Consider the following 25,691-nt stretch of genomic DNA (forward strand, 5'->3'; position numbering starts at 1 on the left):
AAACACGGCAAGAAAGGTACGAACTGATGGCTGTATCCGTCAATCTCGAGAAGGCACTCGACAAGGCCTATGAGAACAAGGACCTCAAGGACGTGCTCGACGCTCCCCCGTCTGCTCTCGCCGGCCTCACCGAGAAGCATGACGCCGCACTCAAGGAAGCCCTGAACATCTCGACCGTGCGCGAGCTGGGCACCAACAAGTACATCGCAGTCGCTGCCGCGCTGGCTGCTTTGGAGAGCAAGACCGGTTAAACCGTTGACCGAGAAGGCATCTACGAACGCCCGCGGCTACGTGGATGCCTTCTCGTCGTCAGCCGCGTAGCGCCTCCGCCAACGGCTCCAGCACCGCTGTGTCATACGGCGGGGGCAGGTAGATGATCGCCACGTCGAGCCCTTCGGCCCCTAGCGCGGCTGCCTCATCGACAACCTTCGCGTAATCGCGATCCTCGCCGAGCCGGATGTGGGCCGAGAGCGTGATCTCGGCCGGATCCCGGCCGATGTCGGCGCAGTGCGCGGCCAGCACATCGCGCTTACGCGCGAACTCCTCGGGCGGTCCGCCCACGAAGTTCCAGTGCTGGGCGTACTTGGCGGTGATCCGCAACGTCCGCTTCTCGCCGCTGCCGCCTATGCAGATGGGCGGGTGCGGCTTCTGCGGCCCCTTGGGCTCGTTGCGAGCGTCTTTGAGCTGATAGAACGTGCCGTCAAAGCTCGTCGTCTCCTGGCTCAGCAGACCGGTGAGTACCTCACAGGCCTCTTCGAACCGGTCGAATCGCTCCTTGATGCTGCCCAGTTCAATGCCGTAGGCGCCGGATTCTTCCTCGTTCCAGCCCGCGCCGATACCGAGTTCGAGGCGACCACCGGACACGATGTCCAACGCCGAGGCCATATTGGCCAGCACGGCCGGATGCCGATAGTGGATACCGGTCACCAGCACCCCGACGCGTAACCGCCGGGTGGCCTGCGCAAGTGCGGTGAGGGTTATCCAGCCCTCCAGGCACGGCCCGGTGGAATCCGAGAAGATCGGATAGAAGTGATCAAAGGTCCAGCCGGACTCGAAGACGTCGATCTCGTCGGCCACCTTCCAGATGGCCAGCATGTCGTCCCAGGTGGTGTTCTGCGGAGATGTCTTGAATGCGAAGCGCATTGCACAACCCTATGCAGGATTCACCTGGAGTGTCGACCAGATACGAACTATCCCAGCCGCTGCTTGAGAGCGTCGAACTCATCCTTGACGCCGGTGGGCAGCTTGTCGCCGATGAACTCGAACCACTCCTCGATGAGCGGCAGTTCGGCCTGCCACTCGTCGTTGTGGACCGCGAGCGCCTCGGCCACGTCGGCCTCCTCGACGTCCAGCCCGGCCAGGTCCAGGTCCTCGACGCCCGGGACGGTTCCGATCGGGGTGGACACACCGTTGGCACGGTGCTCGATCCGGTCGACGATCCACTTGAGCACCCGGCTGTTCTCGCCGAATCCGGGCCACAGGAAACGGCCGTCATCGCCACGACGGAACCAGTTCACGAAGAACACCTTGGGCAGCTTGGACTCGTCGGCCTGCTTGCCCACGTTGATCCAGTGGTTCAGGTAGTCACCCACGTGGTAGCCCATGAACGGCAGCATCGCCATCGGGTCGCGGCGCACGGTGCCGACCTTGCCCTCGGCGGCCGCGGTCTGCTCCGAACCCAGTGTGCCGCCGATGAACACACCGTGCTGCCAGTCGCGGGCCTCGGTCACCAGCGGCACGGTCGTCTTGCGTCGGCCGCCGAACAGGATGGCCGAGATCGGCACGCCCTGCGGGTCGTCCCACTCGGGAGCCAGGATGGGGCACTGCGACATCGGGGTGCAGTAACGCGAATTCGGGTGCGCCGCTTTGGTCTCGGTCTCGCGCAGAATCCAGTCCTGACCCTTCCAATCGATCAGGTGCTCCGGCTCTCCCTCCAGACCTTCCCACCACACGTCGTTGTCGTCGGTACGCGCGACGTTGGTGAAGACGGTGTTACCGGCCTCGATGGTCTTCATGGCGTTGGGGTTCGAGCTCCAGTTGGTACCGGGTGCCACACCGAAGAAGCCGAACTCCGGGTTGACGGCGTACAGGCGGCCGTCCTTGCCGAAGCGCATCCAGGCGATGTCGTCACCCAAAGTCTCTGCGCGCCACCCGGGGATGGTCGGCTGAATCATGGCGAGGTTCGTCTTGCCGCAGGCCGACGGGAAGGCGGCGGCCACGTAGTAGGCCTTGTTCTCCGGCGAGATGAGCTTGAGGATCAGCATGTGCTCGGCGAGCCAGCCCTCGTCATGGGCCATCGCCGAGGCGATACGCAGCGAGTAGCACTTCTTGCCCAGCAGCGCGTTACCGCCGTAACCCGAACCGTACGACCAGATTTCACGGGATTCGGGGAAGTGGGTGATGTATTTGGTGTCGTTGCACGGCCACGGCACGTCTTCCTGGCCGGGCTCCAGGGGCGCACCGATCGAGTGCAGCGCCTTGACGAAGAATCCGTCGTCGCCCAGCTTCTCCAGAGCGGCGGCACCCATACGGGTCATCACCCGCATGGAGGCAACGACGTACTCCGAATCGGTGAGCTCCACACCCAGCTTGGGGTCCTCGGCACCGAGCGGGCCCATGCAGAACGGCACCACCCACATGGTCCGTCCGCGCATGCTGCCCCGGAACAGCTCGGTCATGGTCTCGCGCATCTCGGTGGGGTCCACCCAGTTGTTGGTGGGACCGGCGTCCTCTTCACGCTCGGAGCAGATGTACGTCCGCGATTCCACCCGGGCGACGTCCGACGGGTCCGACAGCGCCAGGAACGAGTTGGGGTGCTTCTCGGAGTTGAGCCGCTGGAAGGTGCCGGCGTCCACCAGTTGCTGAGAAACGCGCTCGAACTCCTCATCGGAACCATCAGCGAACACGACCCGATCAGGTTGTGTCAGCTCAGCGACCTCGCGGACCCAAGCGAGCAATCCGGCGTGTTTCGTCGGAGCGTTGTCAAGACCGGGAATGGTCGCTGCTGTCATCGAGAGCATCTCCTCGTTGAGCCGGGTGAGGTACGCAGTTGCCGCACCGGCGCTGGTCGGAACCTAGATATATGAGGTTAGCGCTGGCGCTATTCAGCGTGAAACGGGGTTGGTACGTATCCATCAATAACAAGCGAGCTTCGGCCAGTACTCCCCGCGGTACAACCCCAGCCCATTTACTTACCGCCAACGCGACCGTGCTCGATGAGCTCCCAGTGCGCACCCGCACCGCGGGCCCAGGTCTCATACGTGCCGTCCGCCCCGAACGTGGTCACTTTGTCGGCGATACCGTCCTCGTCGACGTCGGACACCACCGATAACCCGTCGGGTTCATGCAGAGTGACGGTGTCATCGATACCGTCATGGTCGGTGTCGATGAGGTCTGTTCCGAGGTCCACCAGACCACCGTCAGTGGGCAGGTACAGGTGGTGATCGACGTGCAGGTCGGGACTGAGGGCATGGCCGGGCTCGTGCACTCCTTCACCTGGCCCCCCAAGGCCCACATGGAAACCCTGGTCAAAACCATCGATCATGTCTCTGCCTAACCCTCGCGCACGCGGCCTATCGATCCATTCTCGGCCGTCCCCGCGATCGCGTCCAGCCGTTCGGTGACCTTCGTTAACGCTTTATGTACGGAGGGCAGGTCGCGCTTGCGCAGCGCCGTTGCGCGTGCGGTGTTCATGGCGGCCTCGCGCAGCTCGGAGTCGATTTGCCCGACCCGGGCGGCCAGCTTGTCGTTCTCGCGTTCGTCGATCTCGACCAGATCTGCGTTGAGCCTGGTCTCTACCTCCAGCACCCGCGCTGCGACCCACTGCTCCAAGTACGCGCGCAGCTCTCCCGTGGTGTCTCCCAACCACCGGTCCAGCACCGTCCGGTCGTGCAAGAGCCCCCGCACCGCGACCAACCACACAGCGATACAGGCGCCGGCGATGAGACCCACCGCCAATCCAGCCGGAGCCAGGCCGGGACGGGCGTATGCCACCAACCGGGACACCGTCAATGCCGCACCCAGACCGAAGAACACCCCGAACAGCGCCATCATCCGGGTCTCCAGCCGACGTGATCGCACCGACGGATCGGCCGCTTCCGGCGACACCGGACGATTCGTGCTGGGGCGCGGCGCCACCCAGCGTTGGGTCACCTCGGCCGAGATCTCGGCCAGATGCTCCTCGGTACCCTGCTCTACTTCGGCCACCACCTCGGCCGCCCGGCGTCGCACCCGATCACCGAAGCCGGGCACATCACGGCGCTTCAGTTCTGCGATGTCCTCGCGCAGCTCGCCTGCCACCGAGCCCACTCGCTTGCGCGCGAAGTACAGCAGCGTCATGCGCGCCTGCGCGATGCGGTTGCGCAACGCCAAGGTCCGTTCGGACTTGCCCGAACGCGTCCGCCGTACCGCCGCCTGCCGCTGATTGCGCAGCTCGTCCGCGCGTGCACCCTCACCCGCTTCCGGCGGTACGTTCAGCATCCCCTGCAGACGAGTCGCCCAGGCACGCAACCGGTTTCGCTCAGCCAGGGCAGGTTCCCCACGAACCTTGCGCACCGCCCGCACCAAGTCGTCGAGTCCCGCCGCCGTGCCACGCGTCGAGACCCCCAGCCAGGTGACACCGCTGAACCGGGAGTCGTGCTCGGCCAGGATCTCCCGATTCCGGTTCATGACCTCGCGCCAGGACTGGTGCACATCGATCTTGGACACCACCGCGACCAGGGCATCGGTGTTGGCAGCGGCCAGCTGAATCAAACCGCAGTCCGACGGGGTCAGCGGCGCGGTCCCGCTGCATACGAAAACCACCGCCGAGGGCGCCTGCCCGTGTTGCAGCTCCTCGGGCTCGACGATGCGCACTCCCGATATGCGTGAGGACAGCTCGGTGGCCAGGGTGCTCGCGCCTGCCAGCCAGCTGCCGGTCACCATCACGGCGTCGTGCACCTGCACGCCGAGCGGACCCAGCGTGGGATCCACCGCCAGCACCAATTCGTCGACCAGCTTGTCCGTAGGAGTTGTCACGCCCGGCCCCCGGCCAGCCGCCACAAGCGCAGCGATCCCCGCACAATGTCCGTACCCATCGCGGCGTATGTGGCGTTCACCGGTCCCGCGGCGAACCGCTGCCAGTGTTCGGCGCGGTAGCGGTGATCTTCTGGATGATCGCTCAGCTCCACCGTCAGGCCCGCCGCCGTGGCGGCGTCCACCGCGCATTGCATCGCGGCGACCACCACGTCGTCACTGGTCAAAAAGGCGTCGATCTGCACCGGAAGCACACCCGTCACGCCGATCCTGCGGAGTTCGGCGAGCACCGAGCGCATGCGGCGGTACCAGCCCTGGGCAATGGCCGCGCGAATCGCGTTCACCACCGCATCGACGCCCGACAGGTCGCGCAGTAGTGCGGCGAGTCCCGGGGCCGCCAGGGTGGGAACCTGCCGAAGCGCCCCGATCGCACACCCCATCGGGTACAGGTCCAGCTCATGGAGCAACCGCTGCCTCATCGGCACCGGCACCTGGTGTGGGCCGGTGACGAAGGCATCGACGGAACTGGTGTCCGCGGGGTCACCGACCATCAGTTTGAGGGCCTCGACCATGCCCTCGTCGATATCCGCCAACGGAACGTGCGCCGATAAGGGCAGTGTCGGCACCCGCGTCTCGACGCGGTACTGGGCGCAGCGCTCCACCGCAGCGGTCCAGGGGCCGCGAGCGGCGCCGGGATCGGTCAGATCTGCCTTGTTGAGAATCAGCACTTTGGGTGCGTTGGACGCCTCCAGTACGGCGCGGTCCTCGGGCTTGAGCGCCTCTGCGAACACCACCACATCGACGTCCGCGGTGATCGGTTCCGACGGGATCGGCACTTCGATGAGCGCATGCCCGGGCCCGTCCGCTGCCGGCAGGGTGCGTCCCAACGCGCCGATCACGCTGGTGACGCCCACACCGGCCCGGCCCCGGACGGTCACCCGAAGGGGGTCTCCCGACCGCACCGCGAGATCGTGAATCCGCTGGCCTCCGTGCACCTGGCGGACCTCAGGACGCGTGACGAACCGGTCGAGCGCTCCCCGGAAGATCTCAAACCCCCGCGTCATTGCTTTGCAGACCCAATCTCATCGCTCGTACGGAAATGCTCACATTGTCACCTGATCCGATGGAGGGTTCCACCCTGGTAGGCAACTGTTGAGTATCAATATGCGCTGGGATTATGGGATCTGCCGCCCATGAGTGACCATGGGAAGATGCGTTGTGACGGCCAGGAGCGGGGCTGTGTGGCATCTGAAACAGCCACCGACGAGCTCCCTGGGACCGGCGGTGTCGATTCCACTGCCGGTACGGATGGCCGCGACCATCACCCCCGTCGCGTGTCCAGCTTCCGTTCACGCGGATCATCGCTGTCCGACGGACAGCAGAAGGCCTGGGACAAATCCTGGCCAACCTTCGGCCGCGTCGCCCGGGAAGCCGACGGCACCTGCCCACCGCTGGAACCTGCGGCCTGGTTTGGCCGCACCGCACCCCTGATTCTTGAAATCGGCTGCGGCACAGGAACATCCACCGCCGCGATGGCACTAGAAGAACCGCAGTTCGACGTGCTTGCGGTGGAGGTATACCGCAAGGGCCTGGCACAGTTGCTGTCGGCGATCGATCGTGAGGGCATCGAGAACATCCGGCTGATCCGCGGCGATGCCCTGGACGTGCTGGAGTACCTGCTGCCCTCGGGATCGCTGACCGCGGCGCGGGTGTTCTTCCCAGACCCCTGGCCCAAGGCCCGCCACCACAAGCGGCGACTGCTCCAACCAGGCACCGTGGCACTACTCTCGGACCGCCTCCGGCCGGGCGGCACCCTGCATGTGGCCACCGACCACGCGAATTACGCCCAGCACATCGCCGAGGTGGGCGATAACGAATCCACGCTGCGGCGCCTTGAGCTCGACGATTCCCGCATTCCCGTCTCCGTGAACCGGCCCACCACTAAGTTCGAGGGGAAAGCGCACACGGTCGGCAGTGCGATCAACGACTTCGTCTGGGAGCGATTGTGAGCCTCGCCGAGGACTTGGAGCGCCCCAACACAGTGGACGAAACGGCCCACCGACGCCAGGTGCTGCGAGTACTGCTGGTGTGGGACGCACCCAACCTCGACATGGGCCTGGGCGCCATCATCGGCGGGCGCCCCTCTGCGGAGAACCGGCCCCGATTCGACGCTCTGGGCCGTTGGCTGCTCGAACGCACGGCCGCTTACTCGGCGGATCATCCCGATTGCCTCGTCGAACCCGAGGCCACAGTGTTTACCAATATCGCGCCGGGAAGTGCCGACGTAGTGCGCCCATGGGTCGAGGCGCTGCGCAATGTTGGGTTTGCGGTATTTGCCAAACCCAAGATCGACGAAGACAGCGACGTCGACGTCGACATGCTTGCTCATATCGAGCTGCGGTCCGATGAAGGCCTGGCCGGGGTACTTGTGGCCTCGGCGGATGGTCAGGCTTTCCGGGAACCGATGGAGAAAATCGCCGGTGACGGGGTGCCCGTCAGTGTGCTGGGATTTCGCGAACATGCGAGTTGGGCGCTAACCTCGGATACTCTGGAGTTCGTCGATCTCGAGGACATACCCGGAGTTTTCCCCCGAGCCTTACCGCGGGTGGGTCTAGATTCGCTCCCCGACGAAGGCGCCTGGTTGCAGCCATTCCGACCCTTGTCGGCGTTGCTGACGTCCAGGACATGAAAACCGGCGCGTGAGAGACGCTAGTTAGGAGATTCTGTGTTCGCCTGGTGGGGCCGAATGGTGTACCGGTATCGGTTCATCGTCGTTGCCGCGTTCGTCACGATATGCCTGGGTTCCGGGCTTTTCGGGATAACGCTCGGCGACCACGTGACGCAGAGTGGCTTCTTCGCGGACAACAGCGAGTCGGTGAAGGCCTCCGTGATGGCCGACGACGCGCTCGGACGCGACCGAACCACCCACGTCGTCGCCGTCATCGCAGCCCCCGAGGGTAAGACGGTCGACGATCCCGCTTTCCAGAAGAAGGTCATCGACCACTTCGACCAGCTTCAGAAGGACAACCCCAACGAGGTCTACGGCTGGGCCGGCTGGTTACGCGCCCCCACCACCACGGACCCCACCGTCAAACGGATGGTCACCGACGACCGTAAACACACCTTCGTCTCGGTCAGCCTCAAGGGCGACGACGACGACACCATCCTCAACAACTACAAAGCCCTGTCCGATCCGGACAAGGACCACGATCCCGCCAAGAACAAGTTCCTGCTCGACGGAGTGGACATCCAGCTGGCCGGCCTGCAGCCCGTGGCCAGCGAGCTGACCGGAACCATCGGTACCGACCAGCAGCGCATGGAGGTGCTGTCGCTCCCGATCATGGCGGTCGTGCTGTTCTTCGTCTTCGGTGGCGTGATCGCCGCGGGCCTGCCGCTGATGGTCGGCGGTCTGACCATCGCGGGCGCACTCGGCATCATGCGGCTGATCACGCTGTTCGCCCCGGTGCACTTCTTCGCTCAGCCGGTGGTCACGCTCATCGGCCTCGGTATCGCCATCGACTACTCGCTGTTCATCGTCAGCCGCTTCCGCGAGGAAATCGCCGAGGGCTACGACACCGAAACCGCGGTCCGGCGCACCGTCATCACCTCCGGTCGCACCGTCATGTTCTCGGCCACATTGATCGCGGCCGCCCTGATGCCGATGCTGATCGTGCCGCAGCAGTTCCTGAGGTCGCTGACGTATGCCGGTATCGCCTCGGTGCTGCTCGCCGCGATTCTGGCGGTCACCGTGTTGCCCGCATGCCTGGGTGTTCTCGGGCGCCATGTCGATGCGTTGAGCATCAAGCGGTTCAGCCGGACCAAGTCGCGCGAGGAGCTGGAGAACGGCTTCTGGGGACGCACCGTCGTCTTCGTGATGCAGCGCCCGCTGGTATTCGCCGTACCGATCGTCATCGTGATGCTGCTGCTGATCATCCCGCTGGGCAACCTCAAGCTCGGTGGATTCAGTGAAAAGTACTTACCGCCAACGAATTCGGTTCGCGTGGCACAAGAGGACTTCGACAAGCTGTTCCCCGGGTTCCGCACCGAGACCATCACCATCGTGACCAAGGGCGCCACGGACTCGCAGCTCAACCAGATCCGGGCGGACGCCATGAAGGTTCCCGGGTTCGTCGAACCCGGCGGTGACAAGAGCCAGATGTGGCAGCGCCGCCAGTCCGTCAAGACCGACGGCGACGCCAGCGTCAAGGTCATCCAGAACGCCCTGATCAACCGTGATACCGCCGGAGCAAAGGTCAAAGAGCTCCGAGCGATGTCCGTTCCCAAGGGCGTCACGATGTACGTCGGTGGTACTCCCGCACTCGAGCAGGACTCGATCGACACCGTGTTCGACAAGCTCCCGCTGGTGATCGTGATCCTGATCAGCGTCACCACAATCCTGATGTTCCTGGCGTTCGGCTCATTGGTCTTGCCCATCAAGGCAGCGGTCATGAGTGCCCTGGGCCTGGGGTCGACGATGGGCATCCTCACCTGGATATTCGTCGACGGACACTTCTCCAAGTGGCTCAATTTCACTCCGACACCGCTTACCGCGCCGGTCATCGTGCTGATCATCGTCGTCATCTACGGCCTGTCCAGCGACTACGAAGTGTTCCTGATGTCCCGCATGATCGAGGCGCGGCACCAGGGACTGTCGACCACCGAGGCCGTGCGCGTGGGTACCGCCAACACCGGGCGGATCATCACCGCGGCCGCGTTGATCCTGATCGTGGTGGCCGGCGGCTTCGCCTTCTCCGATCTGGTGATGATGAAGTATCTGGCCTTCGGTCTCATCGCCGCCTTGATCTTGGACGCCACCGTGGTCCGCATGCTGCTCATCCCGGCAGTCATGAAGCTGCTCGGCGACGACTGCTGGTGGGCACCGGCCTGGATGAAGCGCATCCAGGTGAAGCTCGGCCTCGGCGAGGTCACCCTTGCTGATGAGCGCAAGCGCCCCACCGGACGCGAGCAGGCCATCGCGGCGGCCAGTTCTCCGGTCGGGTCCAACGCACGCACCACCAAGCTGCAGATCGCCTCCGAGCGCACCCGGTTGCCCTCGACACCCACACCGCGCCAACATGATCCGTCCGCACCGGCACGGCCCACTCCGCCGCCTCCCGCTCCCCCGACCACTCCGGTCAACCTCGCGGGCGACGACAGTGGGGATGCCCCTGCGACAACGCGGATGTCGGTGCCCGGCAAGAACGTCGCGCCTACCGACGCGCCCACCACGCGCGTACCCGGCGGCAATCCGACGGGCCCGGACGCTCCGACCACCCGCAGCAGCGTTGCCGGAACGCACCGCCCAGACCGCCGCAATGCCGATCGCGAGATCGAGTCCTGGCTCGGCGAGCTGCGCGGCCCCAAGCAACCCGGCTCCGGCGCCGTCGCCGAATCCGGCGAAGCAACCACCGCGATCCCGGTATCTAAGCCGCCGCAGTCGACACCGCCGAGCCGTGCCAACGGCACACCCGCCGAGGACGCCACGACCGCGATGCCCATCGCTACACCCGATGCCACACGGCAGGGACCGCCTCGGGCTCCGCGTCCTTCGCAGTCCGCCCAGCCCGCTCCTCCTGCCGCCGATGCCACCGAGGCACTCCCGGCATCCGGGCAGAATCGCGAGCAGAAGCAGACGCCGCAACAGCAACAAGAAGCGGACGAGGCCACCCGTCGCAGCCGCGGCGGCAGTGTCAGCGCACAGGATCTGCTACGGCGCGAGGGGCGCCGCATCTAGCGCGACAGTTCGTGCGCCTCAAAGTGTTTCGGCTGCCTGGCTAGCTGGTGACGCCTCCAGCATCGACGATGAGGTTTACCAAGGTTCCTTGTAGCTCGTCGGCGGTGATGGAACCCAACCGTCCACCGACCCATAGGGTGACGAGGTCGATGGCACCATTAGCGATCAGGAGTGTCGAGAGCTCCAGATGCCGACGCCCATGCGGCAGCGGCACCTCCCCCTTGATCGCCTCACTGACCATCGCCGACGCCACCAGAAATGCCGCTTGCTGCCGAAGCTCCATCAGTGATTCGTCTCCACCGTGACCGACGCTAAGCAACGCTGCCCGGCGTGGGTCATCCACGAGGAAGCTCATCGTGGCCTGGACGTTCGCCTGAATACGTTCCCGCATACCACCGCGCACAGAGGCCGATACCATCGCGAAATGTGCGGCTAGTTCGCCCAATTGCCATGCATACACAGCCTCCATGAGCTGGTCGATCGATGCAAAGTTCTCGTTGAAGTACCTGTCATTCAGATTCGCCGCAGCGATGACGCGTCGTTTGGACATCTGATCGCGACCGCTCTCGGCGAGAAGGTCAAATGCCGCCTCCAAAAGCTGTAGCCGACGACGCTCTCGGCGGGCGTCTGCTGTTTCCCCAGCATATGACCGGTCCGCCTTTGCCACCACGCCTCCGATTTTAGCTGGGGTATTGACAACCCACGTGCGCGCGCGCAAACTTAGTTCCAATCTGATGGCAGAGTGCCACCAGATTGAAAACCGTTACGACAGTAGGAGTGACGCCGTGAGCAGCGCATCTTTGAAGTACGGCACCCAGGTTTCGACGCCGTCATCGCCTCCGGGACACACGTCAAACCGTCACAACGACGATCGAGTGGCCGTCCGAGCACGCAAAATCGAGTTCGACATATCCAACTCTCCCCTGCACTGGATCCCCGGCGACCCGATCGCCTCGCACGGCACCTCGATCTTCAATTTCCTTCTCCCCGTGGGTGAACGGTGGTTCTGTGCCGTATATGAACGAGCCCTGCCCTTCGTCAATGACGAGAAGGTGCGCGAAGACATGTTGGGATTCATCGGACAGGAGGCCACGCACGCCCAGACTCATGATCACGTGTTGCACTACTGGTTTGATCAGCACGGTATCGAATACGCTAAAAGTTTTGTGGCACTGACGGAATGGGCCGAGAAGAAGATCTACCCGCTCTTCGACAAACTAACGGGCAATACCTTGTTGTGGGTGCTCAAGCCACAGATATGCGTGATCGCCATAGTCGAGCACCTGACCGCCTATTACGGGGACTTCGTGCTGAACTGTTCGGCATGGGACAGGCAGGACGTCGACCCAGTCATCGCAGACCTGTACCGATGGCATGGCGCCGAGGAGATCGAGCACCGATTTGTCGCCTACGACGTCGCGGAGTACTTCGGTGTCAAGCGGTACCAGAAGAACGCCGTGGCCATCCTCGTGGCGATCATCTACGAACCGATCCTGCTGTTTGCGATGAGAGCACTGGTGAAACATGACCCCACGTTGCCGAAGATGGGTTACGTCAGGCTAATACGTGAATGGCGCGCGGCCGGGCGGCGCGGTACTCTGCCTCCCTTCGGCACGATGCTGCGTCAGCTCCCACATCTACTCAGCAAGAGCTATTCACCTGCGCATGTAGGCAACACCGCACAGGCCGTGGCCTATCTGGCTCAGTCTCCCGCGGCAGGCGCCTTCGCCGCATGACGATCACGGACGGAGTGGACGTCAAGCCGCCCCCCAGCATCGGCGGACGCTTCCGCCATGACCCGTTCTTGCGGGTACTCGGGAGTCTTGTGGGCACCAGCAGCTGGATACTCGATCACTCACACAACATCCAACGGCGTCTCAACCGTCGACCCAGGCAATTGCCTGGCAGGTCCGACCGACACTCTGCGGTGATACTGGACAAAAAGATCGTCGCCGAGGACGAACACGTCGTCCAAATGACACTCTGCGCCCCAGACGGAGGCGCGCTGCCGGCCTGGCATCCGGGAGCCCACATTGATGTGTTCCTACCGTCGGGACGGAGACGGCAGTATTCGCTATGCGGCGATCCCGGAAACGTGGCCGAATACCGGATCGCGGTGCGGCGCATCCCAGGTGGCGGCGGCGGATCGATCGAGATGCACGACCTCACCATCGGCGCCCGAATCCAGATCAGCTCACCGCGTAACGCCTTCTACATGGCCATTCCGGGAGCAGGCTCATCCAGCACTCGCCTTCGGTTTATCGCGGGCGGCATCGGGATCACTCCTATCCTGCCTATGCTCCGCCTTGCCGATCATCTCGAGTTGGACTGGAGCATGCTCTACACCGGTCGACACCGTGCCAGCCTGCCGTTCCTGCACGAGCTGACAGCATACGGCGAACGGGTGACCGTACGCACCGACGATCAACACGGATTGCCTAATGCGGCAGTCCTTCTGGAGCGAGTTGACGAGCGCACCGCCATATATGCCTGCGGCCCCGCCGCCATGATTGCCACTACCCGTGCCGGTCTGGCAGTCGGCTCGAAAACCGAGCTTCACCACGAACGGTTCTCTGCCCCAATGGTGGTCGATGGCATCGCCTTCGACATCGAGCTCGCCCGTAGTGGTGAGACTGTCACGGTGGAGGCCGACGAGAGTGCGCTGGAAGCAATCCGGCGTCTGCGACCAAACCTTGCCTATTCCTGCCAACAGGGCTTCTGCGGGACATGCGTGCAAAGAGTTCTCAGTGGCAACGTCAGGCACCGAGATCAGTTGCTGACCGACCTACAGCACCAAAACGGCCAGATGTTGATCTGTGTTTCCCGCGCCGAAGGACAGCGGCTGGTCCTGGACCTCTGAGCCCGAAAGCATCTGGGAAGAAGGAAGATATGCGCCGAATTATGACCTTTGAGCGCCAGGGACTCATCTTCGAGGTCCGAGATTCCGGCCCCGAGGACGGAATCCCGGTCGTGCTACTGCACGGGTTCCCGCAGACTTCCGTATCTTGGGAAGCCGTCGCCAGGTTGCTCAACGACCAAGGTTTTCGAACCTGGGCTCCGGACCAACGTGGCTACTCACCAAGGGCCACGCCCTCGCGCCGCCGTGACTATCGGTTCTCAGAGTTGGTTGCTGACGCCATTGCCCTCATCGAAGAGGCACACACAGGACCCGTGCACCTGGTGGGCCATGATTGGGGCGCGGGAGTCGCGTGGGGCGTGGCGGATCGGCGTCCCGACCTACTACGAACCCTGACCGCCGTATCGGTGCCACACCCGCTGGCCTTCGCTGCTGCTGCACTGACGAGCGCACAGATGTTCAAGTCCTGGTACATGCTGCTCCTCCAACTTCCCTGGATCCCGGAGCTGCTGATGCGTAAAGAGCACGGCTTCTTCTATCGCAGACTCCTGGGCACAGGACAGACCCCAGAAAACGCAGCCCGGGATCTGCGCGACCTACACAGGATCGGCGCCACCACCACCTCCGTGCACTGGTACCGCGCGCTCCCGTTCGCATTGTCATCCCTTCCGCTGCACAAGATCACGGTGCCCACCCTGCAAGTCTGGAGTGACGGGGATACCGCAGTAGAAAGAAGGGGGCACGACCTGTCCCAACGACACGTGAATGCGCCATGGAATCTGCATATTCTCAGAGGAGTCAGCCACTGGATCCCCGATGAGGCAGCTGAAGAGCTAGCCGAGCTGGTACTCGATCACTTCCGGCGATTCGACGTCGTACCTCCTGATTCGTGGGGCAAAAACACAACTCGCCATACAGACTGCACCGACGGCGCCTCCGCATGATCGCCGATACCTCGACCGCGCCCAACCCGAGCAATCTCACTGAATTCGTCAATAATATTGTTGCCCTGTCTGTTCCGCTCATCCACCGTATGGGGGTTACTGCTCTGGACGTTGTCCCGGGGCGTGCTACATCGATGATCCCTTTGGAGGGAAACACCAACCACATCGGGACTCTGTACGCAGGCGCGCTCTTCACGCTCGCCGAATCGGTAGGCGGCGCACTCGCGATCGGCACATTCGATATGACGCAGTACTACCCGATTGTCAAGGGGTTCAGTATCGCGTACCGCAACCCGGCCGTGAGCGACGTGCGCGTAGAAGCCCGGATTGACGCACAGAAGGCGGCCGAAGTCATGGCCATCGCAGACGAAACCGGCAAGGCCGACTTCGATATCGAATGCGAGCTACTAGACTCTGCGGGAGTTGTCGTGGCGAATAGCTACGGTAAATACCAACTTCGCCGCCACGGCACATAACAGGGTCACCCCTCATCGCGCGTTGCGTATTCACGCGCGTACAGCGTGCCGCCACCGAGCAGGAGCAGCCCAGTGACGATGAACGCCCCGATACGGGCGATGCCGTCGAGAGTGGCCAGGTCGAATAGGAACAGCTTGGCAACGGCCATCGCGGCGAGCACGAATCCCGTTCTGGTGAACCAGCTCTGATCACGGTAGCGCCGCAGGCCAGCCAGTAGCAGCGCCACGGAGATGGCCATCCAGGACACGGTGGCCAGTCCGTGGCCCAGCAGGAATCCGTCGTTGTTGCCCAAGCAGCGCGGTACCGGAGAGCACAATCGCCGCGGTCCCCGAGTACAGCATCGATACCCCGGCGAGCACGCCACGCACAGGAGCGGACTGCGGACTCACCCAGCCGACCCGATGCATCGCCGCCACCACCATGCCGACCGTGGCGGCACTCAGCACGCTCGCCACGATCAACAGCGGACCCGCACCGCGCACGGCGCTAGCCGAGTTGGTCAGCAGCTCAGGGGGCACGTACGCGATGTAGGCCATACCGCCCAGCACACCGAACGCCTGGCCGAGTACCAACGAAATACGTTCCCTCAGTTGATATCCAATGGCAGATAGGGACAGCGCAAGCGTCAGCAACACCACCACGAGTAGGGCGTCCCGGGTGCCCTGCACCGAGGCCTGCAGCAGCGCCAGTCCCGCCACCGCAGCCATGGTGATGCGCGCATGTATCGGAAGGCCACCCACCAGCGGCAGCACCGCACCCATCACCGTGGCGACCCCGACCGGTATCAGCACGCCCAACGGCCACACCGGGAGAAACAGGGCGCTGTAGAGGCCGGGTGCACAAGCGACCGCGATCATCACCGACGAGGTGAGATCACCCTCATCTCCGGTGAGCAGCCACAACGACCCCACCAGTGTGACCAACAGCGCCAGCACCGCCATGATGATCAAGGCATGAGGATGCCCCTCGCCTGCCGCGGCCCCGATGGCGGCCAGCAGCGTCGAGCTGACGCCAACGGTCCGGAAGGCATGCAGCACAGGCAAATTCCGCCCAATCTGGGCGGGTAGACTGGCGATCAGTAGCACCAACGCAAAGGCCGCGAGTTCTACGGTAAAGCCGTTGGTGAGAAAGGGCGCCAGTACCGTGATCGCGCCGACCACGCCCGCCGCAAAGGGCTGAGAGTTCCACTGCCGCGCGAGCACCAGACCCGCGCCGGCGATGGCCAGCCCAAGCGCCAGACCCGCCATCACCGGAATCCGGTGATAGATCACCGTGAGCGCCAGCACATCGAAGAATCCCGCCGCGAATCCTGTTGCTGCGGTGGCTATACCACCAATACGTCCACCGGGTCTGGATTGCACCCGGATACCTAGGACAACCAGACCTGCGGCGAGGACGGCGCCGGAGGCCATGCGCGGTATCGGGCCGAAGTACCCGCTCTTGGCGGCGAGAACCAGGAGCATCACCACGCCCGCGAGTGTCACCACCGCGCCCGCCAGGGCCATTGCCTTGCTGGCGAATCCTTCACGTGCCCAAAACGGCTCCCGCCGCATGGGTTTGGTGGAGACCGGAGCCTGAACGGGCGGTACAGGAGCCGCCACCGGAGCGTGTATCACGGGTACCGGCGCAGCCAGCGGTGGCGCCCCCTGAGTGCGCCGGTAGTCATCCCAATACCGCTGCACCTTAAGGTATTCCGCCTGGGTCCATTCGACCATCCGGCCCCGTAACGCATCGAGCTCTGCACGCAGTGCTCGCTCACGCCCGTCCAACTCATCGAGCGTCGCGGTCATCTGCTGCAGCTGTGGATCTGTCATACCTCTGAGCGTCGCGGCTACCGGTTCTGTAGTGAACACGTAGACCTACCCCCATGGGTAGGGGTTTCTCACGCCATTAGGTAGCGCTACTCATCGCCGCCCATACGCTCCGACGCTTCCGCCGCGACGTGACCCAGGTATGCGGTGTGCAGGGTCCTGGAGGCGAAGGACTCCTGTTCGCCCCACGGCAGTTGCGGCCTCGTTACGAGTAGCGAGGCAACCCCATGCGTGGTCGCCCACAGTTGCAGGGCCGGTTCCAGGGTGTTGCCCGGCGGGAAGAGTTCCTCGTCGACAAGTTCTTGAACGACGCCCCGCAGATGTAGAAACGCTGAGCTGTTGAGTATTTCGTCAGATCCGCCGCCACGCCGTGGTGGTCTGGTGGTCGCGAACCGGTACATCAACGGATTCTGTGCGGCGAAGCGCACATAGGCCAGACCGAGTGTGTGTAGGCGTTCGACTGCCGTAGAGATATTGGATGTTGCGCGCTGCAATGCCTCACCGAGTTGCTCGAAATACCTTGAACACAGCGCGTCCGCCAACTCGTCGGTGCTCGAAAAATGCCGGTAGAAAGACGGCGCCGTGATACCCAGCGCGCGCGTCAGTTCACGGGCCGACGGAGCCCGGGCCTCACCAGATCTACGGATGAGATCCATTGCCGTATCGATGATCTGCTGTCTCAGCAGCCAGCCCTGCCCCCGGGGCAGGCGCTTTCTCGGTGCGGTTGCGTTGTTTTCGTCATCCATGTATCACTCCAACCGCATGTCCTGGATCAGCGCGGGGGCGCGATCGGTAGTGTCGGCCCGCCCTGAGGTGTCGGGATGGTGAATCTTCCCTTGGGCGTGGGATCCGTCGTCTTCCCCAGATCGGCACCGGCCGGCGGGCCCGCGGTGTCGTCGCCCGCGGGGCGCGGAGCGTTCTTGGCGCCGCGGATCAAAACCGCCGGATCATCGTTGGCGCAGTACGTGTAGATAGGCGGTTCCGGGAAATCGGCTGATGAGGGCGGTACCCGGGGAGTGCCGTAGTCACAGGCATACCTCGGGTACAGATCTGCCGTGGCCCACACGCCACCGTCACGCATGGTGTCAGCGATCCCACCGAACACCGAGCCCCGGTAATTGGGAAAGAACGCGTTGATGGCTGGGGTACGCACGTACAGCATCTGCGCTGTCGACGCGAGGTTGCCGAGGAGAGCGACCATGGTGTCCGAGTTGTCGGCGAAGAGACCGTCGACGGCGCCGAGGGTCTTCGGGGTTTGATCGACGAGGGTGCGGTAGCCGTTTTGCATCTTCTCGATGCCGCGCAGGGTGCGGCCCAGTTCGTTCGCGGTGGCCTTGATGCCCGAGTTCTTGTCGGCGGCCAAGGTGAGCACCACCCGGCTGGTCTTGAGCAGGCTGGTGGTCTCGGGCAGCACCGAATCCAGGGTGCTCAGCAAGAAGGTGCCACCGTCGATGATCTCGGTGAGCTTGCGTGGGCCTTCCTTGCTCAGGCTCAGTTCCTTCTTGATGAGCTCGAGCTTTTTGGGATCCACCTGCGCCAGCAGACCGTCGGCATCGGCCAACAGCTTGGCCAACGTCACCGGCACCTGCGCACCCTCGGAGATCACGGCGCCGTCCTTGAGGAACGGACCCTGATCCGATACGCCCTCGAAGTTGAGGTACTGCTCACCGGCCGCCGACAAACCCGTCACGCGGACTTTCGCCGCGCTCGGGATCTTGTACTTCGACTGGATCTCGGCGACCGCGTCGACACCCTGCGGGGTGATCTCGAGCGACTGCACCGTGCCCACCTTGACCCCCCGCAACGCCACATCCTGATTCGGCAGCAACCCGCCTGACTCCGGCAGCTGGACCATCACCCGATACGTCGAGGCAAACGGGTTGACGCGCAACGCACCTACGAACAGGTAGACCACCGCCACCACCATGGTCAGCACCAGAGCTATCCCCGACAACGCCGCCTTCTGGCGATGGCCTGCACGCACAGCGCCGACCAGAGCATTTGCGAGCGCGTTGATCATCGCCCACCTCCCGGAGCAGGCGGAATGGTCTCGATGACACCGGGCTCGGTGGGACTGGGGCGCACCGGAACCTCCTGCCCGTACGCACCCTGACCGACGACGCGTTCCTGCAAGCGCCACAGCGTGTACTTAACGGAGCCCACCAGTTGCGCCCAGTTGTATCGCTTGGGGCCATGCAGACCTATGTCGGCGTGAGAACCCGCATCGGGTATCGAGCCGAGAACCAACTGGTCTATTCCCGCGGTGAGGGACAGCGAGTTTCCAGCGGTTGCTTTGATCGCGGTGGGCATGATCCGGTTGAAGGCAGCGAGGCTGGTATCGGGATCCACCGCCACGTCGTTCCATGCCTTCGCAACGGTGTTGGCGTCCTTGATGACGCTGCGGCCGCTGGTGTCGGTACCGGCAATCGACGGGAACTTCTGCAGTTGCTTGGTGGTGTCGCCCGTCATCACCAAGAGTTCGGACAGCTGCGCGGTGTTGGCGGCCAGTGTCTCCGTGGCCGGCCCCGCCGCTGTCACGATATCGGTAATAGCCTGGTTCTTGGCGTCGATCCGATCAGCCAGCTGCGAGGTCTGGGTAAGAGCGTCGGATATCTCTGCCGAGCGTGAATTTAGCTTTCCCAGTAGCTGATTGGAGTCATTGATCAGATCGCCGAATGCCTGGCCCTGATCGCCGGTCGCCTTACCGAAACCATTGACGATGTTCGTCAGGTTGCGCACGGCGCCCCCGTTGGAGGCCAGCGCGGCTGAGCTGAGCACCGATTCCACCGTCGCCGCTGCAGTCGTCGAGTCCAGACCGATAGTGTCACCGTCCTGCAGGAGCGGACCATCGGAAAGTGCCCCTGCAGGGGGACGGATCGAAACAAAAACATCACCGAGTGGTGTGGCCGACCGCAGTTCGGCGGTACTTCCCTTGGGCAGCCGAACCCCGTCAAGGATGCGCAGCGTGGTGATTGCCGTGTAGTTACTCACGTGCATCTCGTCGACCTGTCCCACGTCGGCACCGGCGAGTTTCACCTTCGCACTGTCCGGCAGGTTGAGGACGTTGGCGAACAGCGCCGTAAGGCGGTACCCACCACTACCGATACCCGGCGCGGGCAGCGGAAGATCGCCGAGACCATTGGTGGCACAACCACTCAGCACTGCGACAGCCGCGACCGCCGACGCCGCCAGTACCTTGCGCGCCGCCATCACTTCTGCCCCATCGCCGCGAGTCCGTCCAGCATGTAGGTCAGCCCGAAATCGGGACCATAGTCCTGCAACGTTCCTGTGCCGCAGCCCAATTGACGTAGGCCCATCATGTTGCAGATTTCCTTGTCCATCTGACTCTCGAATAGCAGCCGGTCGGTCATGAACCGGATACGCAACCGCTTGTTGTCCTGGTCCACAACGTTGTACATGTTGTCCCACGCCAACGGTTGGACGTCGATCCACTCGGAGATCTCACGCTGGTTGTCCACCACCGCTTTGAGCGCGGTATTGGAGTTGAGGATGGTTTGTTTGAGGTTGTCCCGATTGGCCTCGACAATGTCTCCAGCTTTGTTGACCAGATCGTTGAACTTGTGTCCGGTCGAGCCGGTTCCCAGCGCCTCATCATCGAGAATTTGACTCAGTTGGTGGACAGTGGAGGCGAATTCACGCAACTTGCCATCGTTGGCTGCTGCAGCGTCGAACAGCGAGCTGACATTCTTGATGATGGTGGTCAACTGCTCGCGCGTGGTCACGCCACCTTCGGAACTCAAGCGCAGTGCCTTGGATAACTCGCCGAGTCCTGACTTGATCTTCTCCCCGTTGTTATCAGCGACACCGGCAGCCGAATTGACGATGTCGGCCACTGGCCCCTGACCCTTGCCATCCCCCTTGAGGGACAATGAAAGTCGGTCCAGCATGCCCAGCACTCTGTCGAACTCCACCGGGGTCTTGGTGTGGTCCAATCCGATGGTGTCACCGTCCTTGAGAGTCGGCCCACCGCGATAGGGCGGAGACAGTTCAACTTGACGGTCGGTCAGGATCGAGGTGGACAACGTGACCGCCTGAACATCGGCAGGCACCTTCACATCTTTGTCGACCGTGAACTGCACCTCGACGTAACCGGACTGCGGCGTGATCTTCGTAATCTTTCCCACCGGCATACCCAGCACCGCAACAACATTCGACTCATACAGCCCTGAGGCATTGTCGAACTGCGCGGTCAGTGTGATGTGGTCCAGTTGCGATTTCACGAAATACGCGCCTGCGCCGATGACGACCGCGGCCAGCACCACCACCGTGCCAATCATCGCGATCAGCCGATTCCGCTTGGCACCCATTGTCATCATTTGCAGTCCTTGAAGTACGGGATCATTCCGAATTGCTTAGCGCGCCCGCTGATCGCACACATCCACGAATCGACCAACAGACCATTCGACAGGTTGATGTCGATGGCGTTGCCGGTGCCCGTCGAGTTGGCGATACCGCGTATCAACACCGGTGCAATCGGGTAGAGACTGCGCAGCAGGTCGTCGTGCTTACCCAACATGTCGGAAAGCCCGCGCGCCGTCTTGAGCATCTCGTCGAGCTGCGGGCGGTCCTTGATCAAGACCTTGCTGAGCTGCTCAACCAGGTTCGTAAACGACTGCAGCATTGCGTGGAAGGTGGCACGGCGGGCCACGAGTTCACCGAGTAGATCTTGTCCCTGGTTGATCAGCACGCCGATGCCGGACTGCTGGCGCCGCAGGGTGTTAGTCACCTTTTCGGTGCTCTTGAGCAGAGTCCCCAACTGATCGCGCCGCTCGGCGATCACCGAGGACAGCGACTGGATGTTCTGCATGGCCTCTGGCACCACGTTGGGCAGACCCTGCAGCTGCTTGCCGAGGATGCTCAGTGACTGAGCCACCTTGTCGAAATCGACTTGGTCGAAGGTGTTCGTCGCGCCGGCAAGCGCGGCCTGCAGATCGTAGGGAACCTCGGTATGCGCGAGGTCAATTGTCTTGCCAGGCAATGCCCCCGCACCCTTGGGCTGTAGATCCAAGTACCGGGATCCCAGGATGGTGGTGACGCGGATCGAGGCTTTGGTGTCCTTGCCCAACGTGATGTCGTCTCGGACGCTGAGCCCGGCTTCAACATGGTCACCGACCAGTTTCATGCCCGTGACGTTCCCGACGGGGATACCCGCCACCGTGATCGGCTGACCGGCGCGTAACGAGGCAGCCTGCGCGAATTCCGCAGTGTAGGTGGTGTAGCCCAGGCCCATGGCCTTGACCAGCAGCATGCCACCCACCAACGCAGCGATTGCCGCGATAGCGATGAACCCGAGCCAGGTCTTGTTGTACGTCTCGACCGGCCGCTTCTTGATCCTCTGCCATCTGGATTGCTCAGCCATTGGCCATGTTCCGGCATCGTGGGGTGTGCTGGGCGACGTTTCCAGGCGTGGCGGCGTTGACGATGATCGGTATCACGTCGTTGAGACCGGGGAAGAAGCCGGTGAGGTTCAGATCGCACATGTAGACGTTGATGAACGCTCCCTCTGAGTAGAAGCGAGACAGCCCCTTCAGAGTGAGCGGCAGGTTGGCCCCGAGGAACGCGTATTGCGGTTCGATACTCACCACGTGCTTTCCGAAACCCGGCTGGCGGGTGATGAGTTCATCGAGCGAGGGGTACACCTCGTCGGTGATCTTCGACAGGCGTCTCATGGACTGCGCCATCGAGCCCACCGAGGACACCAGCTCGGGCCGCTTGCGATCCAGATCCGACACCGTCTGCCGTGTCTGAGTCAGCATCGTGTCGAGGTTGTCGTTCTGCTGCGCAAGATTGCCGGTGACGGTGTTCAGGCTGGTGATGGCATTACCCAAGGCCTGGTCACGACCTGCAAAAGTCTTTGTCAAAGTTGATGTTTGACTGACCAGCGTGACGATCGAGGCGTTATCACCCTGTAGTGACTGAATGACGCCCTTGGTCAGATTGTCGGCCTGCTCGGGCGACAGCGTGCTGAACAGCGGCTCGTAACCGTTGAGCAGCGTGGTCACGTCAAAGGACGGGTCCGTGCGCTCCACCGGGATGGTCGACCCACCCGGCAGCACATTGGTGTCGCCCGACTTACCCAGCGCCAGACCGAGATAACGCTGGCCCACGATGTTCTGGTAGGTCACCGAGGCAACCGTGTTGCCGTACAGCTTCTGGTCGTTCTGGACCACGAAGTCGACCCTGGCCTGGTCGTTGTTGACCAGCTCGATCTTCTGCACTCGGCCTACCCGGACCCCCGCCATGCGCACGTCATCACCGTCACGCAGTCCGTACACATCGGTGAACACCGCCGAATACGCCGTGGTGCTTCCCGATACATCGCGGCGCAGCGTAGCGAACACCAACCAGCCGAGTGTCAGCGCCACGGTCATGAAGACCGCAAGCCCGATCAGCGGGCCACGGAATTTCATTGCGATCCTTCCTTCACGAACGACACCGCGGTCCCGCGGGCCACGGGGCCAAGCAGCAGTTGTGTGGCAGGAGTTCGCAGACCGCCGGTGATCACGCCGAGCTGATCCCGTTCATGCTGGCTACCAACAGGCCCGACGTTCCCGCCGAACGATGCGGGGACGATGGGCACGCCTCCACTGTCATGGGCACCGGGAGCTACCGGTGCGGGCGGGATCGGTGGCGCCTGGGGCGGCGGAGGCGGCTCCAGATCATCGGGATCGTGGGTGCCCGGAACACGCGGCTCCGGAAAGGGATGCCACGGCGGCAGCGGCGGGTTGGGATCCACCAGATTCGGGCCGCCCGGCGGCACCACATACGGCGGACCCACCGCAACCAGATTTCCGTTGGGGCCCACGACTGTTCCGCGAGGCGGTTGCAGATTCGGCGGCACCTTGTAGTTCTGCGGGAGTAGCGTCTCGGGCAGATCCGGTCGCACCACCTGTTCCGGAGCGGTGAAACAGCTCGGCCCCTTCAGGTCGCCGTACCGCGGGCAGTCCACGCGCGTGTAGGTGTAGCTCGGAGCCAGTGTCACCGCGATCGGCATATGCGGAATGTCCCGATCTGCCACCCACATCTGCTCAAACCAGTTGCGGGACAGCTTGTTCATGTTCCGGAAGATCGGAACGAACTTGTCGGCATCGGTGGCGAAGACGCCGATCGGGGGCGTCATGTGTGTGGTGATACCGATCAACTGATCGGTGTGGTTATCGAAAGCCTGCTTGGTGGTGCCCACCGTGGTCAGCCCCGCGTGTACCAGACTTGTGAGCTGCTCACGGTTTTCGGCGAGCGTCTGCATCGGCCGCACTGCCTGATGTAGCGAATCCAACAGATCGGGTGCGGTCTGCTTGAGGCCTTCGGTGGCATCGAGAAGTGCCGAGATCGTTGAAGGGCCCGAGTCAGTCGCCACGACCTCGTTCAATTGGGTAATAAGCCGGTTGAGCTGGGCGCCGCCGGTGAGCAGTTTGACGCGGCGACTGTCGGTAGCGGCGGCTACCGCCGCGAGGATGCCCACCGAATTGTCCTCGCGACCACGGCCGGTGGCATTGAGAACATCACGCAACTTGCTCACGGTGGTCTGGAACAGCACCGTCGGCAACTCTTGGTCTTCGGCGATATGGGCTCCGGCACGGATGGGCGCACCCGGCCCGCGGTCGACAAGCTGCACCGAAGACACCGCGAACACATTGCTCGGCACCACACGGGCGGTTGCTGTCGCCGGGATTGCCTTGGCGTACTGCGGTTTGAGGTTGATGTGTACGAAGTTCGGCAAGTTACCGGTGGCCGGGGTGACGTCGTCTACCTCGCCGACCAGTACACCGTGATACTTCACGTCCGACTTCTGCGGCAGCCCGTCTCCGACATTCGTCAGGTCGGCGACCACGCGCAGGTAATCGTCGAGGCGGCCGGCGGACTTGAGCAGCATGGTCGCGGTGAGGGCCACGATTGCGATGAGCGTGACGGCGGCCATGGTGAGCAGCTGCCTCTCGGACGGTCCCCGGCCGTCCACTTCGAAGGAGTTTGGCATCTAGCCACCCAGCCTGGCGCCGGCGTCCACACTCCAGAGCGCCATGGTGAGCAGCATGTTGACGACGATCACGATGGTGATGGCAGCACGCATGGCGTGCCCGGCGGCGATGCCGACACCCTCAGGGCCGCCGCTTGCGTAGAAGCCGTAGTAGCACTGGATAGTTGATGCCAGCCAGACGAACACGATGGTCTTGATGACGGAGTACACGACGTCGATACCGCTGACACCGATGCCGAAGTAATGCAGGTACGAGCCCACCGAGCTCCCGCTGAGAATCTGCACCATAACCTGGCAGGACAGGTAGCTGACGGCCAAGCATGCGACGTACAGCGGAATGACGGCGATGATCGATGCCATGAGTCGAGTGGTGACCAGGAACGGAATCGGTCTAATGGCAACCGAATCCATCGCGTCGATCTCCTCCGCGATCCGCATCGAGCCGAGCTGCGCGGTGAACCGACAACCCGCCTGCATCGCGAATGCCAACGAGGCCATGATCGGCGCCAGCTCTCGCGTGCTGGCCAGCGAGCTGATGATGCCCGTCGCCGGGCCCAGCCCCAGCAAGTCCAGGAAGTTGTACGACTCGATGGCCACCAGTGCGCCGGCCGTGATCCCGAGGACCAATGCCACCCCGGCCGTTCCTCCACCCACCACTAATGAGCCATTGCCCCAGGCGATATCGGACAGGTGCCGCAGGAACTCCTTTCGATACTGCCGCAGCACCACGGGAACACCGGCAAGAGCCCTGAAGAAGAAGGCAACCATATGGCCGAATCGGGCCATAGGAGAGCGAATCTTGTTGTAAACGATGACAAACGGGCGAAACCGTGGCGACAGATAGCTGGATACCGTCATG

General features: G+C 63.2%; 22 protein-coding genes and 1 pseudogene. 8 read left to right on the forward strand and 15 right to left on the reverse strand.

Features of this window, described 5'->3' with window-relative positions; translation table 11 throughout:
• Nucleotides 1-26: 26 nt before the first annotated feature.
• On the forward strand, nt 27-251 hold the full coding sequence (locus MSTE_RS22965; protein ID WP_046255125.1) for a hypothetical protein: 225 nt from the start codon (nt 27-29) through the stop codon (nt 249-251).
• A 58-nt stretch (nt 252-309) separates the two neighbouring features.
• Here the strand turns inward: MSTE_RS22965 and MSTE_RS22970 are convergent, their stop codons facing one another.
• The 5 genes from MSTE_RS22970 to MSTE_RS22990 form a co-directional block, all read right to left on the reverse strand.
• On the reverse strand, nt 310-1,143 hold the full coding sequence (locus MSTE_RS22970; protein ID WP_057965497.1) for an LLM class F420-dependent oxidoreductase: 834 nt from the start codon (nt 1,141-1,143) through the stop codon (nt 310-312).
• 47 nt (nt 1,144-1,190) lie between these two features.
• The gene (locus MSTE_RS22975) at nt 1,191-3,011 is read right to left on the reverse strand and encodes a phosphoenolpyruvate carboxykinase (GTP) (RefSeq protein WP_096506293.1); all 1,821 of its coding nucleotides are present in this window, start codon (nt 3,009-3,011) and stop codon (nt 1,191-1,193) included.
• 176 nt (nt 3,012-3,187) lie between these two features.
• Complete coding sequence (locus MSTE_RS22980) at nt 3,188-3,544, reverse strand: DUF6802 family protein (protein ID WP_096504669.1); 357 nt, start codon at nt 3,542-3,544, stop codon at nt 3,188-3,190.
• An 8-nt stretch (nt 3,545-3,552) separates the two neighbouring features.
• The gene (locus MSTE_RS22985) at nt 3,553-5,016 is read right to left on the reverse strand and encodes a hypothetical protein (protein ID WP_096506295.1); all 1,464 of its coding nucleotides are present in this window, start codon (nt 5,014-5,016) and stop codon (nt 3,553-3,555) included.
• Nucleotides 5,013-6,077 (reverse strand): hypothetical protein, encoded by a 1,065-nt coding sequence (locus MSTE_RS22990; protein WP_096504670.1) that lies wholly within the window; start codon nt 6,075-6,077, stop codon nt 5,013-5,015. Before MSTE_RS22990 ends, MSTE_RS22985 begins: the two co-directional genes overlap by 4 nt.
• Before the next feature lie 129 nt (nt 6,078-6,206).
• Here MSTE_RS22990 and trmB point away from each other — a divergent pair, with 129 nt between their 5' ends.
• The 3 genes from trmB to MSTE_RS23005 are packed head-to-tail and all read left to right on the forward strand — an operon-like array spanning nt 6,207 to nt 10,747.
• Nucleotides 6,207-7,022: a tRNA (guanosine(46)-N7)-methyltransferase TrmB gene (gene trmB, locus MSTE_RS22995; protein WP_193442045.1), complete on the forward strand. Its 816-nt coding sequence runs from the start codon at nt 6,207-6,209 to the stop codon at nt 7,020-7,022.
• A gap of 14 nt (nt 7,023-7,036) precedes the next feature.
• Nucleotides 7,037-7,702, forward strand: coding sequence for an NYN domain-containing protein (locus tag MSTE_RS23000; protein WP_269458250.1), 666 nt, complete (start codon nt 7,037-7,039; stop codon nt 7,700-7,702).
• A 36-nt stretch (nt 7,703-7,738) separates the two neighbouring features.
• Entirely contained in the window at nt 7,739-10,747 is a 3,009-nt protein-coding gene (locus MSTE_RS23005; RefSeq protein WP_096504672.1) for an MMPL family transporter, read from the forward strand.
• A 40-nt stretch (nt 10,748-10,787) separates the two neighbouring features.
• Here the strand turns inward: MSTE_RS23005 and MSTE_RS23010 are convergent, their stop codons facing one another.
• Complete coding sequence (locus tag MSTE_RS23010) at nt 10,788-11,417, reverse strand: TetR/AcrR family transcriptional regulator (protein ID WP_157997736.1); 630 nt, start codon at nt 11,415-11,417, stop codon at nt 10,788-10,790.
• A 115-nt stretch (nt 11,418-11,532) separates the two neighbouring features.
• Here MSTE_RS23010 and MSTE_RS23015 point away from each other — a divergent pair, with 115 nt between their 5' ends.
• From MSTE_RS23015 to MSTE_RS23030, 4 genes are read left to right on the forward strand one after another with little or no spacing between them, the layout of a single operon-like run.
• Nucleotides 11,533-12,483, forward strand: a complete 951-nt coding sequence (locus tag MSTE_RS23015; protein ID WP_157997737.1) for a metal-dependent hydrolase — start codon at nt 11,533-11,535, stop codon at nt 12,481-12,483.
• Nucleotides 12,480-13,607, forward strand: coding sequence for a PDR/VanB family oxidoreductase (locus tag MSTE_RS23020; RefSeq protein WP_096504675.1), 1,128 nt, complete (start codon nt 12,480-12,482; stop codon nt 13,605-13,607). Before MSTE_RS23015 ends, MSTE_RS23020 begins: the two co-directional genes overlap by 4 nt.
• A gap of 29 nt (nt 13,608-13,636) precedes the next feature.
• Nucleotides 13,637-14,548, forward strand: coding sequence for an alpha/beta fold hydrolase (locus MSTE_RS23025; protein ID WP_096504676.1), 912 nt, complete (start codon nt 13,637-13,639; stop codon nt 14,546-14,548).
• Nucleotides 14,545-15,024, forward strand: coding sequence for a YiiD C-terminal domain-containing protein (locus MSTE_RS23030; RefSeq protein WP_096504677.1), 480 nt, complete (start codon nt 14,545-14,547; stop codon nt 15,022-15,024). The genes MSTE_RS23025 and MSTE_RS23030 overlap by 4 nt, the downstream gene beginning before the upstream one ends.
• A 5-nt stretch (nt 15,025-15,029) precedes the next feature.
• Here the strand turns inward: MSTE_RS23030 and MSTE_RS23035 are convergent.
• From MSTE_RS23035 to MSTE_RS23075, 9 genes and pseudogenes are all read right to left on the reverse strand, one after another.
• Nucleotides 15,030-16,839: pseudogene (locus tag MSTE_RS23035) on the reverse strand (DUF2339 domain-containing protein).
• Nucleotides 16,840-16,925: 86 nt separating this feature from the next.
• A complete protein-coding gene (locus tag MSTE_RS23040; RefSeq protein WP_096504679.1) occupies nt 16,926-17,582 on the reverse strand; it encodes a TetR/AcrR family transcriptional regulator in 657 nt (218 codons plus the stop codon).
• Nucleotides 17,583-17,608: 26 nt separating this feature from the next.
• On the reverse strand, nt 17,609-18,856 hold the full coding sequence (locus MSTE_RS23045; RefSeq protein ID WP_096504681.1) for an MlaD family protein: 1,248 nt from the start codon (nt 18,854-18,856) through the stop codon (nt 17,609-17,611).
• Nucleotides 18,853-20,046: an MlaD family protein gene (locus MSTE_RS23050; RefSeq protein ID WP_096504683.1), complete on the reverse strand. Its 1,194-nt coding sequence runs from the start codon at nt 20,044-20,046 to the stop codon at nt 18,853-18,855. Before MSTE_RS23050 ends, MSTE_RS23045 begins: the two co-directional genes overlap by 4 nt.
• Nucleotides 20,046-21,173: an MlaD family protein gene (locus MSTE_RS23055; protein WP_096504685.1), complete on the reverse strand. Its 1,128-nt coding sequence runs from the start codon at nt 21,171-21,173 to the stop codon at nt 20,046-20,048. Before MSTE_RS23055 ends, MSTE_RS23050 begins: the two co-directional genes overlap by 1 nt.
• Entirely contained in the window at nt 21,170-22,216 is a 1,047-nt protein-coding gene (locus MSTE_RS23060; protein ID WP_096504687.1) for an MCE family protein, read from the reverse strand. Before MSTE_RS23060 ends, MSTE_RS23055 begins: the two co-directional genes overlap by 4 nt.
• Nucleotides 22,209-23,267, reverse strand: a complete 1,059-nt coding sequence (locus tag MSTE_RS23065; protein ID WP_096504689.1) for an MlaD family protein — start codon at nt 23,265-23,267, stop codon at nt 22,209-22,211. Before MSTE_RS23065 ends, MSTE_RS23060 begins: the two co-directional genes overlap by 8 nt.
• Nucleotides 23,264-24,832, reverse strand: coding sequence for an MlaD family protein (locus tag MSTE_RS23070; RefSeq protein ID WP_096504691.1), 1,569 nt, complete (start codon nt 24,830-24,832; stop codon nt 23,264-23,266). Before MSTE_RS23070 ends, MSTE_RS23065 begins: the two co-directional genes overlap by 4 nt.
• Nucleotides 24,833-25,690, reverse strand: a complete 858-nt coding sequence (locus MSTE_RS23075) for an MlaE family ABC transporter permease (protein ID WP_096504693.1) — start codon at nt 25,688-25,690, stop codon at nt 24,833-24,835. It lies immediately after the preceding gene.
• Nucleotide 25,691 lies beyond the last annotated feature (1 nt).

Origin of the sequence: [Mycobacterium] stephanolepidis, assembly GCF_002356335.1 — a bacterium.
GTDB lineage: Bacteria > Actinomycetota > Actinomycetes > Mycobacteriales > Mycobacteriaceae > Mycobacterium > Mycobacterium stephanolepidis.

Coding starts and splice junctions, on each gene's coding strand:
- MSTE_RS22965 (WP_046255125.1), top strand. CDS start 27: ATGGCTGTATCCGTCAATCTCGAGAAGGCACTCGACAAGGCCTATGAG.
- MSTE_RS22970 (WP_057965497.1), bottom strand. CDS start 1,143: ATGCGCTTCGCATTCAAGACATCTCCGCAGAACACCACCTGGGACGAC.
- MSTE_RS22975 (WP_096506293.1), bottom strand. CDS start 3,011: ATGACAGCAGCGACCATTCCCGGTCTTGACAACGCTCCGACGAAACAC.
- MSTE_RS22980 (WP_096504669.1), bottom strand. CDS start 3,544: ATGATCGATGGTTTTGACCAGGGTTTCCATGTGGGCCTTGGGGGGCCA.
- MSTE_RS22990 (WP_096504670.1), bottom strand. CDS start 6,077: ATGACGCGGGGGTTTGAGATCTTCCGGGGAGCGCTCGACCGGTTCGTC.
- trmB (WP_193442045.1), top strand. CDS start 6,207: ATGAGTGACCATGGGAAGATGCGTTGTGACGGCCAGGAGCGGGGCTGT.
- MSTE_RS23020 (WP_096504675.1), top strand. CDS start 12,480: ATGACGATCACGGACGGAGTGGACGTCAAGCCGCCCCCCAGCATCGGC.
- MSTE_RS23025 (WP_096504676.1), top strand. CDS start 13,637: ATGCGCCGAATTATGACCTTTGAGCGCCAGGGACTCATCTTCGAGGTC.
- MSTE_RS23030 (WP_096504677.1), top strand. CDS start 14,545: ATGATCGCCGATACCTCGACCGCGCCCAACCCGAGCAATCTCACTGAA.
- MSTE_RS23040 (WP_096504679.1), bottom strand. CDS start 17,582: ATGGATGACGAAAACAACGCAACCGCACCGAGAAAGCGCCTGCCCCGG.
- MSTE_RS23045 (WP_096504681.1), bottom strand. CDS start 18,856: ATGATCAACGCGCTCGCAAATGCTCTGGTCGGCGCTGTGCGTGCAGGC.
- MSTE_RS23050 (WP_096504683.1), bottom strand. CDS start 20,046: ATGGCGGCGCGCAAGGTACTGGCGGCGTCGGCGGTCGCGGCTGTCGCA.
- MSTE_RS23055 (WP_096504685.1), bottom strand. CDS start 21,173: ATGATGACAATGGGTGCCAAGCGGAATCGGCTGATCGCGATGATTGGC.
- MSTE_RS23060 (WP_096504687.1), bottom strand. CDS start 22,216: ATGGCTGAGCAATCCAGATGGCAGAGGATCAAGAAGCGGCCGGTCGAG.
- MSTE_RS23065 (WP_096504689.1), bottom strand. CDS start 23,267: ATGAAATTCCGTGGCCCGCTGATCGGGCTTGCGGTCTTCATGACCGTG.
- MSTE_RS23070 (WP_096504691.1), bottom strand. CDS start 24,832: ATGCCAAACTCCTTCGAAGTGGACGGCCGGGGACCGTCCGAGAGGCAG.
- MSTE_RS23075 (WP_096504693.1), bottom strand. CDS start 25,690: ATGACGGTATCCAGCTATCTGTCGCCACGGTTTCGCCCGTTTGTCATC.